This is a genomic window from Tessaracoccus flavus (genome assembly GCF_001997295.1).
Classification (GTDB): Bacteria; Actinomycetota; Actinomycetes; order Propionibacteriales; family Propionibacteriaceae; genus Arachnia; species Arachnia flava.
The window spans coordinates 376,905-391,844 of record NZ_CP019605.1; the positions used below are offsets into that span (position 1 = coordinate 376,905).

The following is a 14,940-nucleotide window of genomic DNA, read 5'->3' on the forward strand; positions in this document are numbered from 1 at the left end:
CAGGACCGAACGCCAACGGACAGGCCCAAACGCCAACGGACAGGCCCAAACGCCGCCGAGGCCCAGCGACGCCAGCGAGATATCGCGGGTGACGCTGGGTCTCGCGGGCGACACGGGATGTCGGTTGGCGTCTCGGTTCTTGGTTGGCGTTGTCGGCTGGGCGTTGGCGTTCGGGTCGGCCGGTTGGCGTTGTCGGCTGGGCGTTGGCGTTCGGGTCGGCCGGTTGGCGTTCGCGGTTGTGGGTTGGCGTCCAGTCCTACTCCCGACCCCCCCCGACCCCAGGACGTCGTGTGGCGAGGCTCAGGGTCAGCGTCGGCCGGGGCTGGGTACGCTGACCCGGTGCTGTCGTTTCTGCGCGGAGCCTACGGGCGTGCGCTCACCCCACTGGCCGGACTTCTCCTGCGGGTGGGACTGACACCGACGGCCGTGACGGTGGTTGGAACACTCGGCGTCGCCGTGGCCTCGCTGTGGCTCCTGCCGCAGGGCCGGTGGGCGCTGGCGTTCTTCATCATCGGGGCCTTCCTGCTGGCCGATGGCCTCGACGGCACGATGGCGCGTCTCGGTGGACGGGAGTCCCGGTTCGGAGCATTCCTCGACTCGACGCTGGACCGGGTGGCGGACGGCGCTGTCTTCGCAGGCTTTGCCATCTGGGCGGCCCTGCACGACACAGCGACGATGTGGCTCGCCCTGGGTGCCCTCGTCATGGGGTTCGTCGTGTCCTACGCGCGAGCGCGTGCCGAGGTGGAGGGCTGGGACGCCTCGACCGGGCTCTTCGAGCGAACCGACCGGCTCGTGATCGCCGGGGCCGGCGCGCTGGCCGTCGATCTCGGTGCGCCACTGTGGGTCCTGACCGCAGCGCTGTCTCTGGTGGCGCTGGGGAGCGCAATCACCGCCGGGCAGCGGATAGCAGCGGCGTGGCGACAGTCGAAGGGACCTGACGCCCCCCAATCCTGAGCAGCGAGTTCGCCGGCTCAGACGGGGGTGACGGCACCACCGATCAGTCGGATGCGCATCGTCGAGGAGTCGAGTCGCTCGGGCACGGAGACGACGGCGCGCTGGCCGTCGGGCAACCGCACCCCCACCTCGACGTCGTCGACGGTGAAGCCCTGGTCCAGGATCGGCACCTCTACCCCGGCCTGGTCGGGCACCAGGGAACCCGGCCCGATCCCGAGCACGGTGCCGACGGGCAGCGTGCCGTCCCAGAGCAGCACCCGCGCCTGCTGCTGAGTGACGAAGGCTCGGAAGCCGAGGAAGGCCGCCACCTCACGGGAGGCGGGCGTCCTCCGGAGCGCGTCCGGGTCGGCCTCCTGCAGGAGCCGGCCCTCCTGCAGCACCGCCACGGTGTCGGCCACCGTGTATGCCTCCTGGTGGTCGTGCGTGACGTGGATGGCTGTAGTGTGCGTGGCCCGCAGGATCCGGGCGAGATCATCGGCAAGGCGTCGCCGAAGGCCTGTGTCGAGGGCAGACAATGGCTCGTCCAGCAGCAGGAGGCGTGGGGAGGGAGCCAGCGAGCGGGCCAGCGCGATCCGCTGCGCCTGGCCACCGGAGAGCTCCGTCACCCGCCGGGACTCGAACCCCGGTAGCCCGATGAGGTCGAGCATCTCGGCGACGCGCTCACGTTGAGCCGCTCTGCCCAGTGACCCCAACCCGTAGGCGATGTTGCGGCCGACAGTCATGGTGGGAAACAGCTGCGCGTCCTGGAACACCATACCGAAGTTGCGCTTGTGCACCTTCACCCTGGCGAGGTCCGTGCCGTCCCACAGCACGGCCCCGGACACCAACGGCTCGAGCCCTGCGATCGCTCGCAGCAGGGTGGACTTCCCGGATCCGGAGGGACCGAGGAGCGCCACGACTGCGCCAGGGGTCACCTGGAGGCTCACGTGGTCGACGGCTGTGGTCGCGCCGTACCGGACGACGGCGTCGCGCACCTCAAGGCCTACCACGACGTCACCTCCCTCGGCCGGACGCGCTCGGCGGCGGCCATCGTGATCGCTGCCAATCCTGCCAGCACCACAGAAGCGGCCAGCGCCGAACCGTAGTTCTCGGCTCCCGGCCGCCCGAACAGCCGGAAGATGAGGACAGGCAGCGTCGGGTTGTCGGGACGCGCAAGGAAGCTGGTGGCTCCGAACTCGCCGAGCGACGTCGCGAATGCGAAGCCCGCGGCGAGGCCGAGCCCGCGCCCCACATGGGGCAGTTCGATGTCGCGCAGGACTCGAAAGGGGTGCGCTCCGAGCGTCGCGGCGGCCTCCAGCTGGCGCGGGTCGATCGCTCTGAGCACCGGCAGCAGCGTGCGGATGACCAGGGGCAGGGCGACGATGGCCTGCGCGATGGGGATGAGCACGATCGAGGAGCGGAGGTCGAGGGGTGGTCGGTTGAGCGTGATGAGGTACCCGAAGCCGACGGTCACCGCGGACACCCCGAGCGGCAGGAGGAAGAGCGCCTCCAGTGCGGACAAGGCGTTTCTTCCACGGCGGCTGCGGGGGCGGCGGGAGGCGACGAGGGCCACGAGCACCCCGAGCGTGAGCGCGATCGTCATGGCGGCGGTCGCCGTCAGCAGCGTGGTCCTGAGTGCCGACCACACGCTCGTCCCGAAGGCCCCGTCCCTGAACAGCCGCACATAGTTGCCGACTCCGAAGGCCCCCTCTGCGTGGAGCGAACGCCAGAGCAGGTTCGCCACAGGAAGCCCGAGGAGGAGGGTGCCGACGACGGTCGTGATGCTCACCGCAACCCAGTCGCGGCGCAGGGCGAGGCGCCGGGAGGCCGCGACGTCGGGCTGCAGGCGCAGCGCCCGGGTCATGGTCGCCTGCGCTCGTCCGCTCACCCAGAGCGCCACCGTGACCACCGCCAGCTGGGCGACGGAGAGCGCAGCTGCTCCCGGCAGATCGAGCAGTTGGGTGGTGAGAAACCAGATCTCGGTCTCGATCGTGCTGTAGCGGGTCTGCCCGAGCACCATCACGATGCCGTAGGACGAGGCGCTGAAGAGGAAGACGAGCGAGGCAGCGGAGACGACGGCAGGGGTAAGGGCGGGCAGGGTCACCGTCGCCAGTGCCCGCAGCGGTGACGCGCCCAGCATCGCGGCGGCGTGGCCGAGGCGGGGGTCGAGCCTGGCCCACAAGGTGCCGACGGTCCGCACCACCACGGAGTAGTTGAAGAACACCATGGCCGCGATGATCGCCGTCGGGGTGCCGTCGAGGCCGGTCCAGCCCAGTAGCCCGTCTCGGCGCAGCAGGGACCCGAACGCAACGCCGACCACGACCGTCGGCAGCACGAACGGGATCGTGATGAGCCCCCGCAGCACGTCTCGGCCGCGGAAGTGGCACCGGTAGAGCAGGTAGGCGCCGGGTAGGCCGAGCACCAGGCACGCGACTGTCGACACGCCTGCCGACCAGAGGGTGAACGTCAGCGCACGCCATGTCCGGCGGGACGCGAAGACCTGCCGGAACCCGTCGAGGGTCCACCCCTCTGCGTCGTGGAAGCCCCTCGCGACCAGCGCGGCGACGGGCCAGGCGAAGAAGACCCCGAGGAACACGGCGGGTACGAGCGCGGCGATCAGCCACGCCAGACGCCACCTGGTCATGCGGGCGGCGGTGGCTTGGTGGCGCTCCGGTCCGCAATGAGCGATGAGGGCCGATCAGAAGTCACTGGTGGCCTCGGTCCAGTCCCTGATCCACTGGTCCCGGTTCTCGCTGATGCGGTCCGCGCTGACCTCGATCGGTTGCGTCGGGAGCGGAGCGAACTTCACCCACTCCTCGGGGAGCGGCGTGTCGGCGACCACCGGGTACATGTAGAGGTTCGTCGGGATCGCCCGCTGGACTTTCGGCGACAGCATGAAGTCGATGAACGCGCGGGCCCCCGCCTCGTTCTCGGCACCGGCGAGCACGCCCGCGTACTCGATCTGGCGGAAGCAGGTGCCGAGAAGGGCGACCGTGGAGGACTCGCCGTCCTCGACGGTGAAGGCGGGCGAGGTTGCGTACGAGAGGACGAGCGGTCGGGGCCCCTCGCCGTCGGCCCCGGAGAACTCGGTGTAGTAGGCGTCCGACCAGCCGGACGTGACGAGCGTGCCGTTGTCCATCAGGCTTCGCCAGTAGTCGAGGTAGCCGTCGCCCTTGGCCCCGATGGTGGCGATGAGGAAGGCCAGACCGGGCGAGGACGACGCCGGGTTGGTCACCACGAGCAGGTCCTTGTAGCGAGGGTCGGTCAGGTCGTCGAGGGTGGTGGGCAGCGGCAGGTCCCGTTCCTCGAACCAGTCCTTGTCCGCGTTGATGCAGACGTCCCCGAAGTCGATCGGCGTGAGGCCGGCAGCATCGAACTGCGTCGATGACTGGGGGAGTGCGGGGGAGTCGTAGTCCGTAAGGATGCCCTCGTCGTCGGCTCTGCTCGCGAACGTGTTGTCGATGCCGTAGACGACGTCGCCGAGCGGTGAGTCCTTGGTCAGGATGAGCTGGTTCACCAGTGCCCCAGCATCGCCCGGCGCGAGGTACGTCACCTCGTAGCCCGTCTCCTCGGCGAACTGCTCTTTCAGCTCGTCCGGCAGCGTGAACGAATCGTGGGTGACCACGGTGAGCTCCGTGGACTCGGTAGGAGGTGCGGATCCCTCAGCGGGGCCGGGGGTCGGCGCACTGCACGCGGCGAGGGCGACGAGGGTGACGGTGGCGAGCGTGGCGCTGAACTTCATGGTGCTCCTTTCGGAGGCTCGGGCAGGCCCGAGGAGATCTCACTCCCTACGCCGGTGCTAACCGGATCAGGTTTGAGGGTCTGCGGTGATCCGCACTCTCAGCGCCCCTGTGGCGCTCCCCTGTGTGTACCGGTCACTGTAGCCGATTGACGACGGTCGCTGAGCTTGGTCCGAAGCCCCCTGCTGGCAGCGCAGGTCGTCAGTTGGACTCGGTGATCCGGGCGAGCGCGTCGCGGATCTGGCGCGCGCGCTGCGGGCCGATTCCTTCGATCTCCATCAGCGTCGCCACCGAAGCTCCGAAGAGTTCCTGCAGTGTGAGTTCGCTGATCAGCCTGGTGACGAGCGGGCCCGGAAGGCGGCCCGTCCGGGTGAGCAGGCGGATGCCGCGGCTCGTCAGCGACTGCTCAAGATTGGCGCTGCCCCGAATCCGAGCCGTTCGGCGACTAGCTGGCTCGCGAAGAGTTCCTCGCCGGAGAAGTTGTGCAGCGTCGTGAGGTCGAACGCGGCGGGGTCGGCGACGTTGTGGGAGTAGTCCTGGGTGAGCAGGTCCGCCAGGCCGTCGAAGCTGGTGGCGAGCTCCGCGTGCTGGAGCGACACGAGCCGCCCTTCCACGCCGAGCACATCGGTGTAGAACTGCATCTCCGACGACAACCGACGGGTCAACTCGAGGCGGTGCACCACCTGCGTGAGGTCGCGCAGCGTCACCTGCTCGCCGATCTCCAGCGTCGAGAAGTGGTCCAGCATGTCGGTGAGGCGGCCCACCACCCTCGAGAGGGTGGCCAGCGTCTGGTTGGCCCGGCTGGTCACCTGTGGGACCGTCTCGACGACGTGGCGCCGTCCAGCCAGGAACAGCGAAATGGTGCCCATGGATGCCGACACGGTGACCACGGGAACGCCCGCGTGCTGGGCCGTGCGGTCGGCCGACCGGTGCCGCGTTCCGGTCTCCGCCGTCGGAAGATCTCCCCCGGGAACGAGATGCACGCCGGCGGACACGATGCGGCTCAGGTCGTTGGTGAGGACGATCGCCCCGTCGAGCTTGGCGAGTTCCCGCAGGGACTGCTCGGTGCAGTCGACGCCGATCTGGAACCCGCCGGAACAGACCTGCTGCACCTTGGCGTTGTTGCCCAGCACGATCAGCGCGCCCGTCCCGCCGTGGAGAATGCGATCCAGCCCGGCGCGCACCGGGGTACCGGGTGCGAGCTGCTTGAGGTAGCGGCGGACGGTCGACCTGGACAATAAATCCTCCTGCGGACAGGGTTTCAGTCTAGGGAAACCACTGAGCAACCAGAAGAGCATTGAGCAGTACTTCCCAGGGCGCTAGGTGGCCGGCTTGACCTTCACGTCGCGTGAAGCTTTAGCCTCGAAGCATGAAGTACGACGTGACCACCCTGATCAACCAACTCGATTCCAGCGTCGGCACCGACCGTCGGCACGCCGCCCTCGCTCTGGGCGCTCTCCAAGGTCCCGAGATCGTCCCGGCGCTGCTGGCCCACCTGAAGTCCGAGACGGACGGCCGGGTGAAGGAGGACCTCACCTGGGCCATCGTCCAGCACGCTGACGACGCGAACGACGAGATCCTCGCGCTGCTGGCGAGCGAGTCGGAGCACGAGCGGTTCACCGGCGCACACGTGGTGAGCAAGGTGGCCAACCCCGACCACTTCGAGCACGTCCGGCCGCTCGTGGCTGACACCCACGCCGACGTCGCCATCAAGGCCTACCGTGCCGCTGCCAACACCGGTGGCCCGAGGGCCGCCGACGCCCTGGCTGAGCGCCTCGGTGACGGCGACGACTGGCAGCGCGACGCGCTCAGCGACGCGTTCCGTCGGCTGGGCGAGCACGGCGTCGACGCGCTCGTGAAGCGCCTGGCCGACGCCGACGCCGTCGTCAGGCACCACGCCGCCGACGCGCTCGGCTACGTGGGTGGGCCGGAGGCGGACGCGGCCGCGACCGCACTTGAGACCGCCACCACGGACGACGATCCTGAGGTGAGGCTGGCCGCCGTCTCCGCACTCGGGCAACTGGCCTTCGCCGCCGACGAACCGCTCCAGCGGATTGCGGAGGGCGACGACGCGGTACTGTCCGCGATCGCCAAGCGCTTCCTCGAGGAGCGCCCGGCACAGGATCCGAGCGCTCGGCGCTGACAATGGTCAGCTCAGCGGCCGGGCCTCCAGCAGGCGCGCGGCCACCAGGCTGGTCCGCCGGTCGGGTGAAGCAGTGAGGGCCTCGAGCGCGTGACGCGCCTCGGGGCCCTCTGCGCTGCCCAGCGCGAGCAGGGCGGAGAACCGCACGTCGGCATCGTCGTCCTCAAGGGCTGCGATGAGGACCGGGACAGCCTCCGGATGGGCCAGGAAGCCGAGGGCCTCGGCCACCTGCGCGCGCACCTGCGGGAGCGGATGTGACGCTGCCGCGGTGAGCGACGCCAGAGACTCGGGAAGACGGCCGAGGGCCGAGGTCGCCTCGTCACGCACGGCCACCCGACCATCCTCCAGCGCGCCGATGAGCAACTGAACTGCCTCGTCGCCGCCAACCTGGCCGAGGCTGAACGCCGCCTTGGCCGCCACCTCGGGCACGTCGTCGGTCAGCAGCAGGGACAGCTGGGGGAGGGCCTCGATGGTCCGGAGTTTGCCGAGCACGTGGGCCAGCGCGTGCCTCGCCTGGGCGTCGCCGTCGGCCAGCGACGAGACTGCCCTCAGCGCGGCCGGACCTTGCTGGGCCAGCGCCCACGTGGCCGCTTCGCGGACCCCGGGTTCCGGGTCCGAGCGGAGGCGCTCCACCAGGTCCTCGACCGGCGCCGATGCGTGGCCCGTCAGCGCGGCCCGGAACCGGACCTCGCCGTCGGGATGACGCAGGCGCTCGCTGAGCGCAATGGTCTCAAGCACCTCGTCCCACCCTGTCTGCGCGGCGGTCTGCAGTTGCCGGAGCCGACGCAACAGCGCCTGCTCCGCGGCGATGCGTTGCTCGACGACGCGGGCGTGCCGCTCGAGCAGCGGACCGGCGTCGAACGTCGGATCGTCGAGCGCCTGCTGGATCTCCGCCAGGCCGAGCCCCAGCGACTTGAGGTGCTGGATGGCCAGGAGGCGGTCCATGTCGTCGCGGGAGTACAGCCGGTAGTCGCCATCCGTGCGGCCGCTCGGTACCAGGAGTCCGAGTTCGTCGTAGTGCCGGAGAGTTCGCGGGGTGAGGCCGGTGCGCGCGGCCACTTCACCGATGCGGAGCCACTCCATCGTCACTGCCTCGCGGCTCGGCGCAGGTCGAGCATGCCGAGGGCATCCGCCAGTGTCTCCACCTCGACCACCTTGAGCCCGCCCAGCTTGGGAACCTTCACCGTGACGTCACGGGATCCGCGAGGAACGACGGCCAGCTCGAACCCGAGCCGCGAAGCCTCGGCCAGGCGGCGCTCCACACCGGGCACCCGCCGGAGGTCACCGGCCAGACCCACTTCGCCGAGGGCCAGCAGCTTCTTCGGGAAGTGGCGATCCAGCGCCGCCGAGGCGACGGCCACCGCCACCGGAAGGTCGACTGACGGGTCGGTCACCCTGGCCCCGCCGACGGTGGAGACGTACACGTCGTGGGAGGACAGCGGCAGGTTCGCCTTGCGCTCCAGCACCGCGAGCACCATGGCGATGCGGGAGCTGTCCAGGCCGTGCGTGGTTCGTCGAGGCGACGACTGGTTCGGCGATTGGGCCACGAGGGCCTGGATCTCCGCGAGCAACGGCCGGCGTCCTTCGAGCGTCACCGTGACACAGGTGCCCGGGGTGGGTTCGGAATGGGCGGTGGTGAACAGCCCGGACGGGTCCGGCACCTCCACGATGCCGCGCTCGCTCATCTCGAAGCAGCCCACCTCGTCGGCGGGTCCGAAGCGGTTCTTGGTGGCCCGCACCATGCGGAAGCCCGAGTGCCGGTCCCCCTCAAAGGTGAGCACGACGTCGACGAGGTGCTCGAGCGTGCGGGGCCCGGCGATGGAACCGTCCTTCGTGACGTGACCGACGATGACCACCGCCATGTCCTCGCGTTTGGCGACGCGGGCCAGGGCGCCGGTCACTTCGCGCACCTGCGCCGGTCCGCCTGGGGCGCCCTCGGCGTCGGCGGTCGCGATGGTCTGGACCGAGTCGAGCACCAGGAGGGAGGGTCGCACCTGTTCGATGTGGCCCAGCACCGTGCCCAGGTCGGTCTCCGAGGCGAGGTAGAGCTTGTCGTCGAGGGCGCTGGTGCGTTCAGCGCGCAGCCTCACCTGAGAGGCGGATTCCTCCCCCGAGATGTACAGCGTGGTCTGGCCCGATCGAGCCCACTTGGCTGCCACGTCGAGCAGCAGCGTCGACTTCCCGACCCCGGGTTCTCCGGCCAGGAGGACCACCGCGCCCGGGACCAGTCCGTCGCCCAGGACCCGGTCGAGCTCGGCGATGGTGGTGCGGCGTCGCTGCGCCTTGTCAGTGGCCACATCGGAGATCGGCACGGCCTTATCGGCGGGCACCGAGGAGGCCACCTGCCTCAGCTTCGGCGCACCGCGCTCCGCGACGGTGCCCCAGGCCTGGCACTCGCCGCACCGGCCGACCCAGCGGGTGCTGACCCAGCCGCACTCGGTGCACTGGTAGGAATCCTGCTTCTTCGCCACCCGTGCAGCCTACGCGCGACCACCGACAGGTCCTGCGCTTGTTTCCCGGCACGGCCAAATACCGAACAGGAGGCACGTCCCGAGAGGTGCCATTCAGCGACATGTACGACCACTATGGTCGCGCGTGTCACCAAACTGACCCCTTCAGAGCAGGGGTGAGGATTGAACCCCGGGTCAGATGGTGACGGGGCCGTTCGGGGTCTCGAACGTGACGTGGTTGATCCCCGGCATGCCGCGGGGGGAGACGAGCTCGAGGATGATCCCGTCGATCTCTTCGCCGATCTCGAGATCCAGCCACTCGGAGAGCCGCTCGGCGGAGCCGGAGATCTGCAGCGAGGTCAGCTTGACGTCGCCGTGCAGGGCGGAGGGACGCAGGGACTCGTCGGACTTCCACTCGAGGAAGTAGGGCAGCTGGGGATCGGCGATGAGTCCGCGGATACCGATCTGCACCCACTCGAGCTTCCGCCCGTCGGGGAAGTGCCGCGAGCCCTGAACAGCCGAGCGCTCCAACCGCTGCTCGTAGGGAGCGATGTTGGGGACGCTCACCACCCAGCCGAGCCAGCCGCCGCCCATCTCGGAGCGTGCCCGGACGGCCTGCCCGAAGGCCGCCTTGTCGGCCGCCGGGTGGTCGAGAACCTCGACCACCTCGATGTAGCGGCCTTCGGCCAGCGGGATGATGTGGTTGCGGGTGCCGAACCGCGGGTGGAAGCCGCCGTCCTTGTAGTCAGTGCCCAGCGCCTCAGCGAGCCGAGCGGCCTCTGATTTGAGGCCGTCGGGGCCGGTCGCGAAGATCAGATGGTCGACGTGCATAGCCCCATTCTTGCCCGCACAGGGTGAAAACATCTAATCGGCGCTGGTCGGCTACAGGTAGGGTGAACGCGTGCCAACGTCGAAGGTCCTGTTGTCGACAACCTCGGTCTACCCGGAGGCGTCCTCCAGCGCGTTCGAGCTCGCCGCCGCGCTGGGTTACGACGGCGTCGAGTTGATGGTCGGGGTGGACTCACTGTCGACCGACGTTGATGCCGTCGCCAAACTCGCTGAGTATCACGGGGTTCCGGTGCTTGCCATCCACGCGCCCACACTTCTGGTCACGCAGGGGACCTGGGGCTCCGATTCGTGGGAGAAGCTGCGCCGTTCGGGGGAGGCAGTGTCAAAGCTCGGCGGCGACGTCGTCGTCGTGCACCCTCCGTTTCGCTGGCAGCGGGAGTACGGGGCCGAATTCGTCGAGGGCATCAAGCGCCTCAACGCCGAGATGGACGTCACGTTCGCGGTCGAGAACATGTACCCCTGGCGCACCCCTGCCGGGCACTTCCAGGCCTACCTGCCGGGATGGGATCCGACGCCCTACGACTACGACCACCTCACGCTCGACCTGTCGCACGCGTCGACGTCGCAGCGCCAAGCGATGGACTTCGTGCACAGTTGGGGGGAGCGCCTCGCGCACCTCCATCTGACCGACGGTCGCGGGTCGATGAAGGACGAGCATCTCTTCCCGGGGAGGGCGACCAGGATGCCTGGGCCGTGGTCGAGGAAGCGATTCGCTCCGGGTACACCGGTCACATCGTGTTGGAGGTCTCCTCGCGGAGAGCGCGGTCCCGGCACGAGCGTGAGGAACTACTGAGCGACTCCCTGGCGACGATCCGGTCGATCGTCGCCAAGGGCGTGGGGGAGAGGTTGTGATGTCCCGTTTGAATTCTGCAGTGCGCCGCTTCATCCGCTCCGAACGCCTGCGCGAGGCCGCGCTGGCCAGCGGGGTGGCTGAGGAGTTCGCCAAGTTGTATGTGGCGGGGGATGACGCCTCAGGTGCCGCCGAAGTGGCCCGGCGGCTCAGATCGCACGGGCTGCTGATCTCGCTCGCCTATCTGCCCAGGTCCGACGACGAGGCGGAAACGCCGGAGAAGCTCGGCGAGGCGCTCGGTGCATTGGGGGACGCGGCCGACGGTGCCGAGTTGTCGGTCAAGCCGTCATCGCTGGGTATCCGCACGGATGCCGCGAGCGCGGCCGCCCGGCTCGCTGACCTCTGCCAGGCCGCGGCCGAGCGCGGCAGCGTCGTGACGCTGGAGATGCAGGGCATCGACCACTACCAGGCGACCATCGACCTGTGGCAGGCCGCCGTGTCGAGCCACGCGTCCCTCGGGTTGACCCTGCCTGCGGACATCCGGCGCGCCGAGCGGGACGTTGCCCGACTCGCGCCCGACGGCGCCCGGCTCCGCCTCTGCGTCGGGTCCTACCCCGTGCCGCCGTCGCTCGGGTACCGCACCGAGCGCGAAAAGTTCCGTGCGCTGGTCCGGACGCTGCGCCTCACCATGGAGAACGGTGGCTACGCGATGCTCGCCTCGCACCATCCCACGGTCATCGCGATCGCGCAGGACCTGGCCCGGCGAAACGGGGTGGGGCGAGACGGGTTCGAGTTCCAGATGTTCCACGGCGTCCGGCCGCTCGAGCAGCGCCGGTTGACCGACGTCGGCTATCGCTCGCGCACGTACCTGCCGTTCGGCCCGGCCTGGTTCGAATACCTGACGACGAAGGTCGCGGCCCGCCCCCGCAGCGCCTTCAGCTACCTGCGCGCCGTCGCCGACAAGCGATGAGGATGCACCGGCTGCGGTGGGAGATCGTGGTCGTTCTGGCGATCTCGCTCGGCCAGTCCGCGGTGTATGCGGTGCTGTCCATCATCGAGAAGATGACGCGACCCACACCGCTCAACCAGCAGACCACGTCGATGAACCGCAGCGCCGTGCCCGACCGCCCCTGGCTGGACCTGGCCTATCAGGTGGCCGGGGTGGTCTTCCCCCTCATGCCGGTGGTGCTGGTGCTGTTCCTCATGGCCATCCACGTCCGGCCGCCTGATGGCCCCGCCCGCACGATGGGGTTCGATCTGAAGAGGCCGGCGTTCGACCTGGCCTGGGGGTTCGGAGTGTTCGCCGTCATCGGCGTGGCAGGACTTGCCTTCTACCTGTTCGCGGTGACCATCGGGATCAACACCCAGGTGAGCCCAGCCAACCTCGCGGCAAACTGGTGGACCGTACCGGTGCTTCTCGCCAGGGCGGTGATGAACGGCGTCCTCGAAGAGGTCGTGATGGTCGGTTATCTGTTCACCAGGTGGGCCCAGACCGGCGGCCGGATGTGGGTCATCGTCGTGCTCAGCGCCGTGGTTCGAGGCGGCTACCACCTGTACCAGGGCTGGGGCGGTTTCATCGGGAACCTGGTCATGGGTCTGGCGTTCGGCTGGCTGTATCTCAGGATCAAGCGCGTGATGCCCCTGGTCATCACCCACTCGCTGCTCGACATCGTCGCGTTCCTCGGCGCGCCGCTCCTCCCCGTCCTGATGGCCATGGTGGGCCGCTGAGCCCGCATCCACCAGCTCCCCGCCGACAACCCGCGTCACGCAACTGGGATCGATCACGGCCACTGCGCACTGGCCTCGCACTGGTGCACAGTGCCGCCGCGATCTACCCTCGCAGCATCTGTTCTGATCCCCCGTGGGTCAAGCCCGATGAAAGGGAAACGTCGATGTCGACTTCAACCCGACTGTTGGCGGTGGGCGCTGCCCCTCCCTGCTGTCGTCCGTAACCCTTCGACAAGCTCAGGGAACAGGAAGCGACAAGCTCAGGGAACTTGATCCCTGAGCAGGGCCGGCTCGCTCTGCGAGCAGCCCGTCCGTCGCAATTGGTCCCTGAGCTTGTCGAAGGGTTACGGCCGCGACTGTGATCGCCGCCCTGGGGCCGGGGGCCGTGAGCGGTGGACACGAGGCCTGGCGGTCTGGGGCCGCCCACGTAGAATGCGCCCATGCGTGTTGGAGTGTTTGGAGCCACGGGTCAGGTCGGCGAAGTGCTGAGGCAGTTGCTCGACGAGCGGAACTATCCCGTCGACGAGATCCGGTATTTCGCCTCGGCCCGATCCGCCGGAAAGAAGCTCCCCTGGAAGGACCGCGAGGTCGTCGTCGAGGACATCGCGACTGCCGACTTCTCCGGCCTGGACGTCGCTCTCTTCTCGGCGGGTGGAAGCACCTCCAAGGAATGGGCGCCCAAGGTTGCTGCGGCCGGAGCGACCGTTGTCGACAACTCGTCCGCCTGGCGTCTCGATGACCGGGTGCCGCTCATCGTCTCGGAGGTCAACCCCGAGGACGTGGACAAGGCCGAGCTCGGCATTATCGCCAACCCCAACTGCACCACGATGGCGGCCATGCCGGTGCTGAAGGCACTCCACGACGCGGCAGGCCTGAGGTCCATGCAGGTGACCACCTTCCAAGCCGTCTCGGGCTCGGGGGTCAAGGGAGTGGAGGCGCTCGCCGGTCAGCTCACCCAGATCGACGATCCGCGCGTCCTGGCGCGGGATGGTTCCGCCTTCCAGGTCGAGGACACCGCGCCCTACGTCGCACCGATCGCCTACAACGTCGTCGCCCTGGCGGGTGCGCTGGTCGACGACGGGGAAGGCGAGACCGATGAGGAGAAGAAGCTCCGCAACGAGTCGCGCAAGATCCTGCACGCGCCGGATCTCCGCGTTGCGGGCACCTGCGTCAGGGTGCCGGTGTTCTCCGGCCATTCGCTGTCGGTGCATGCGCAGTTCGAGTCAGAGATAACCCCGGATCAGGCGCGCGACATCCTCGCCGAGGCCCCGGGCGTCGAACTGGCCGATGTCCCCACGCCGCTGCAGGCCGCCGGTGCGGACCCGTCCTTCGTGGGGCGCATCCGGCAGGACCAGAGCGTGGAGGGCAACCACGGGCTCGTGTTGTTCATCAGCAACGACAACCTGCGCAAGGGCGCCGCGCTCAACACAGTCCAGATCGCCGAATTGCTGGTGCGATGAGGATCGCCCTGGTCGGCGCCGGTGCCATGGGGGAGGCGCTGCTGGCGGGATGGCTCGCCGCAGGCTGGTCGACCGAGGACGTCGTGATCGTGGAGCCCTCCCAGCAGCGCGCCGACGACATCACCGCCCGGCACGGCGTGCGAGCCGTCGATCTTGAGGAAGCATCGGGCGCCGACGTCGTGGTGCTTGCCGTGAAGCCGCACCAGGTTGAGTCCGTGCTCGGCTCCATCAGTAACCGGCTGGGACCAGAATCGGTCGTCGTCTCCATCGCCGCAGGGGTGCCGATCCGGCAACTCGAAGAGCTCCTTCCCGACGGTGCCGCGGTGATCCGGGTGATGCCCAACACGCCCGCACTCGTCGGGCAGGGGATGGCGGGGGTCGTGCGGGGCACGGCCGCCACCGATGGCCACCTCGCCACGGTGCAGGGGCTCATGGACGCGGTGGGTCGATCGACCGTCATCGAAGAGAAGTACCTGGATGCGCTGACCAGCGTGTCGGGTTCGGGCCCGGCCTACCTCTTCTACGTGGCCGACGCCATGATCGAGGCCGGCGTCCACCAGGGCCTCACCCGGGCGGAGGCCACCGAGCTCACTGTCCAGACGTTCGTCGGCTCCGCGGCCATGCTCGCCACGGGGCGGGCCGCGGCCACGCTGCGCGAGCAGGTGACGTCGCCGGCGGGCACCACCGCTGCAGCGCTGCGCGTCCTCGACGAGCGGGGGGTCAGAGCGGCCTTCCTCGCCGCCATGGAGGCGTGCGTGACGCGGAGTAGGGAGATGGCCAACTGAGCGCGCTCGGTGGGGCCGCCGTGAACGGGATTGGGCGTTGTTCCGCGCGCACGGTAGGATTT

At 69.2% G+C, this 14,940-nt stretch carries 13 protein-coding genes, 1 pseudogene and 1 riboswitch; of the genes and pseudogenes, 7 read left to right on the forward strand and 7 right to left on the reverse strand.

What is annotated here, in order from left to right:
* Window positions 1–339 precede the first annotated feature (339 nt).
* On the forward strand, window positions 340–954 hold the full coding sequence (pgsA, locus tag RPIT_RS01595; protein ID WP_077339906.1) for a phosphatidylinositol phosphate synthase: 615 nt from the start codon (window positions 340–342) through the stop codon (window positions 952–954).
* Between the two features lie 17 nt (window positions 955–971).
* Here the strand turns inward: pgsA and RPIT_RS15525 are convergent, their stop codons facing one another.
* The 4 genes from RPIT_RS15525 to disA all read right to left on the reverse strand — a co-directional run bounded on the left by RPIT_RS15525 (window position 972) and on the right by disA (window position 5,911).
* Window positions 972–1,943: an ABC transporter ATP-binding protein gene (locus RPIT_RS15525; protein WP_218121617.1), complete on the reverse strand. Its 972-nt coding sequence runs from the start codon at window positions 1,941–1,943 to the stop codon at window positions 972–974.
* Window positions 1,937–3,577 carry an ABC transporter permease gene (locus tag RPIT_RS15530; protein WP_218121618.1) on the reverse strand — a complete coding sequence of 547 codons (1,641 nt, stop codon included), beginning with the start codon at window positions 3,575–3,577 and terminating at the stop codon, window positions 1,937–1,939. The genes RPIT_RS15525 and RPIT_RS15530 overlap by 7 nt, the downstream gene beginning before the upstream one ends.
* Before the next feature lie 54 nt (window positions 3,578–3,631).
* Window positions 3,632–4,675 (reverse strand): thiamine ABC transporter substrate-binding protein, encoded by a 1,044-nt coding sequence (locus tag RPIT_RS01605; protein WP_077339908.1) that lies wholly within the window; start codon window positions 4,673–4,675, stop codon window positions 3,632–3,634.
* Window positions 4,676–4,701: 26 nt separating this feature from the next.
* Window positions 4,702–4,807: riboswitch (TPP riboswitch) on the reverse strand.
* A gap of 261 nt (window positions 4,808–5,068) precedes the next feature.
* Window positions 5,069–5,911, reverse strand: coding sequence for a DNA integrity scanning diadenylate cyclase DisA (gene disA, locus RPIT_RS01610; RefSeq protein WP_162274466.1), 843 nt, complete (start codon window positions 5,909–5,911; stop codon window positions 5,069–5,071).
* Window positions 5,912–6,042: 131 nt separating this feature from the next.
* Between disA and RPIT_RS01615 the strand changes: the two genes are divergently transcribed.
* The gene (locus RPIT_RS01615; protein WP_077339924.1) at window positions 6,043–6,816 is read left to right on the forward strand and encodes a HEAT repeat domain-containing protein; all 774 of its coding nucleotides are present in this window, start codon (window positions 6,043–6,045) and stop codon (window positions 6,814–6,816) included.
* Window positions 6,817–6,822: 6 nt separating this feature from the next.
* Here RPIT_RS01615 and RPIT_RS01620 read toward each other — a convergent pair whose 3' ends face one another.
* From RPIT_RS01620 to RPIT_RS01630, 3 genes are all read right to left on the reverse strand, one after another.
* The gene (locus RPIT_RS01620) at window positions 6,823–7,899 is read right to left on the reverse strand and encodes a HEAT repeat domain-containing protein (protein WP_077339926.1); all 1,077 of its coding nucleotides are present in this window, start codon (window positions 7,897–7,899) and stop codon (window positions 6,823–6,825) included.
* Between the two features lie 2 nt (window positions 7,900–7,901).
* The gene (radA, locus tag RPIT_RS01625) at window positions 7,902–9,287 is read right to left on the reverse strand and encodes a DNA repair protein RadA (RefSeq protein WP_077339939.1); all 1,386 of its coding nucleotides are present in this window, start codon (window positions 9,285–9,287) and stop codon (window positions 7,902–7,904) included.
* Window positions 9,288–9,461: 174 nt separating this feature from the next.
* The gene (locus tag RPIT_RS01630; RefSeq protein WP_077339940.1) at window positions 9,462–10,097 is read right to left on the reverse strand and encodes a VOC family protein; all 636 of its coding nucleotides are present in this window, start codon (window positions 10,095–10,097) and stop codon (window positions 9,462–9,464) included.
* A gap of 70 nt (window positions 10,098–10,167) precedes the next feature.
* Here RPIT_RS01630 and RPIT_RS01635 point away from each other — a divergent pair.
* The 5 genes and pseudogenes from RPIT_RS01635 (at window position 10,168) to proC (ending at window position 14,878) form a co-directional block, all read left to right on the forward strand.
* Window positions 10,168–10,967: pseudogene (locus tag RPIT_RS01635) on the forward strand (sugar phosphate isomerase/epimerase family protein).
* Window positions 10,968–10,987: 20 nt separating this feature from the next.
* Window positions 10,988–11,875, forward strand: coding sequence for a proline dehydrogenase family protein (locus RPIT_RS01640; RefSeq protein ID WP_077339942.1), 888 nt, complete (start codon window positions 10,988–10,990; stop codon window positions 11,873–11,875).
* A gap of 2 nt (window positions 11,876–11,877) precedes the next feature.
* Window positions 11,878–12,633 carry a CPBP family intramembrane glutamic endopeptidase gene (locus tag RPIT_RS01645; RefSeq protein ID WP_226996311.1) on the forward strand — a complete coding sequence of 252 codons (756 nt, stop codon included), beginning with the start codon at window positions 11,878–11,880 and terminating at the stop codon, window positions 12,631–12,633.
* 440 nt (window positions 12,634–13,073) lie between these two features.
* Complete coding sequence (locus tag RPIT_RS01650; RefSeq protein ID WP_077339946.1) at window positions 13,074–14,093, forward strand: aspartate-semialdehyde dehydrogenase; 1,020 nt, start codon at window positions 13,074–13,076, stop codon at window positions 14,091–14,093.
* Complete coding sequence (gene proC / locus RPIT_RS01655) at window positions 14,090–14,878, forward strand: pyrroline-5-carboxylate reductase (RefSeq protein ID WP_077339948.1); 789 nt, start codon at window positions 14,090–14,092, stop codon at window positions 14,876–14,878. Before RPIT_RS01650 ends, proC begins: the two co-directional genes overlap by 4 nt.
* The last annotated feature ends 62 nt before the right edge of the window (window positions 14,879–14,940 follow it).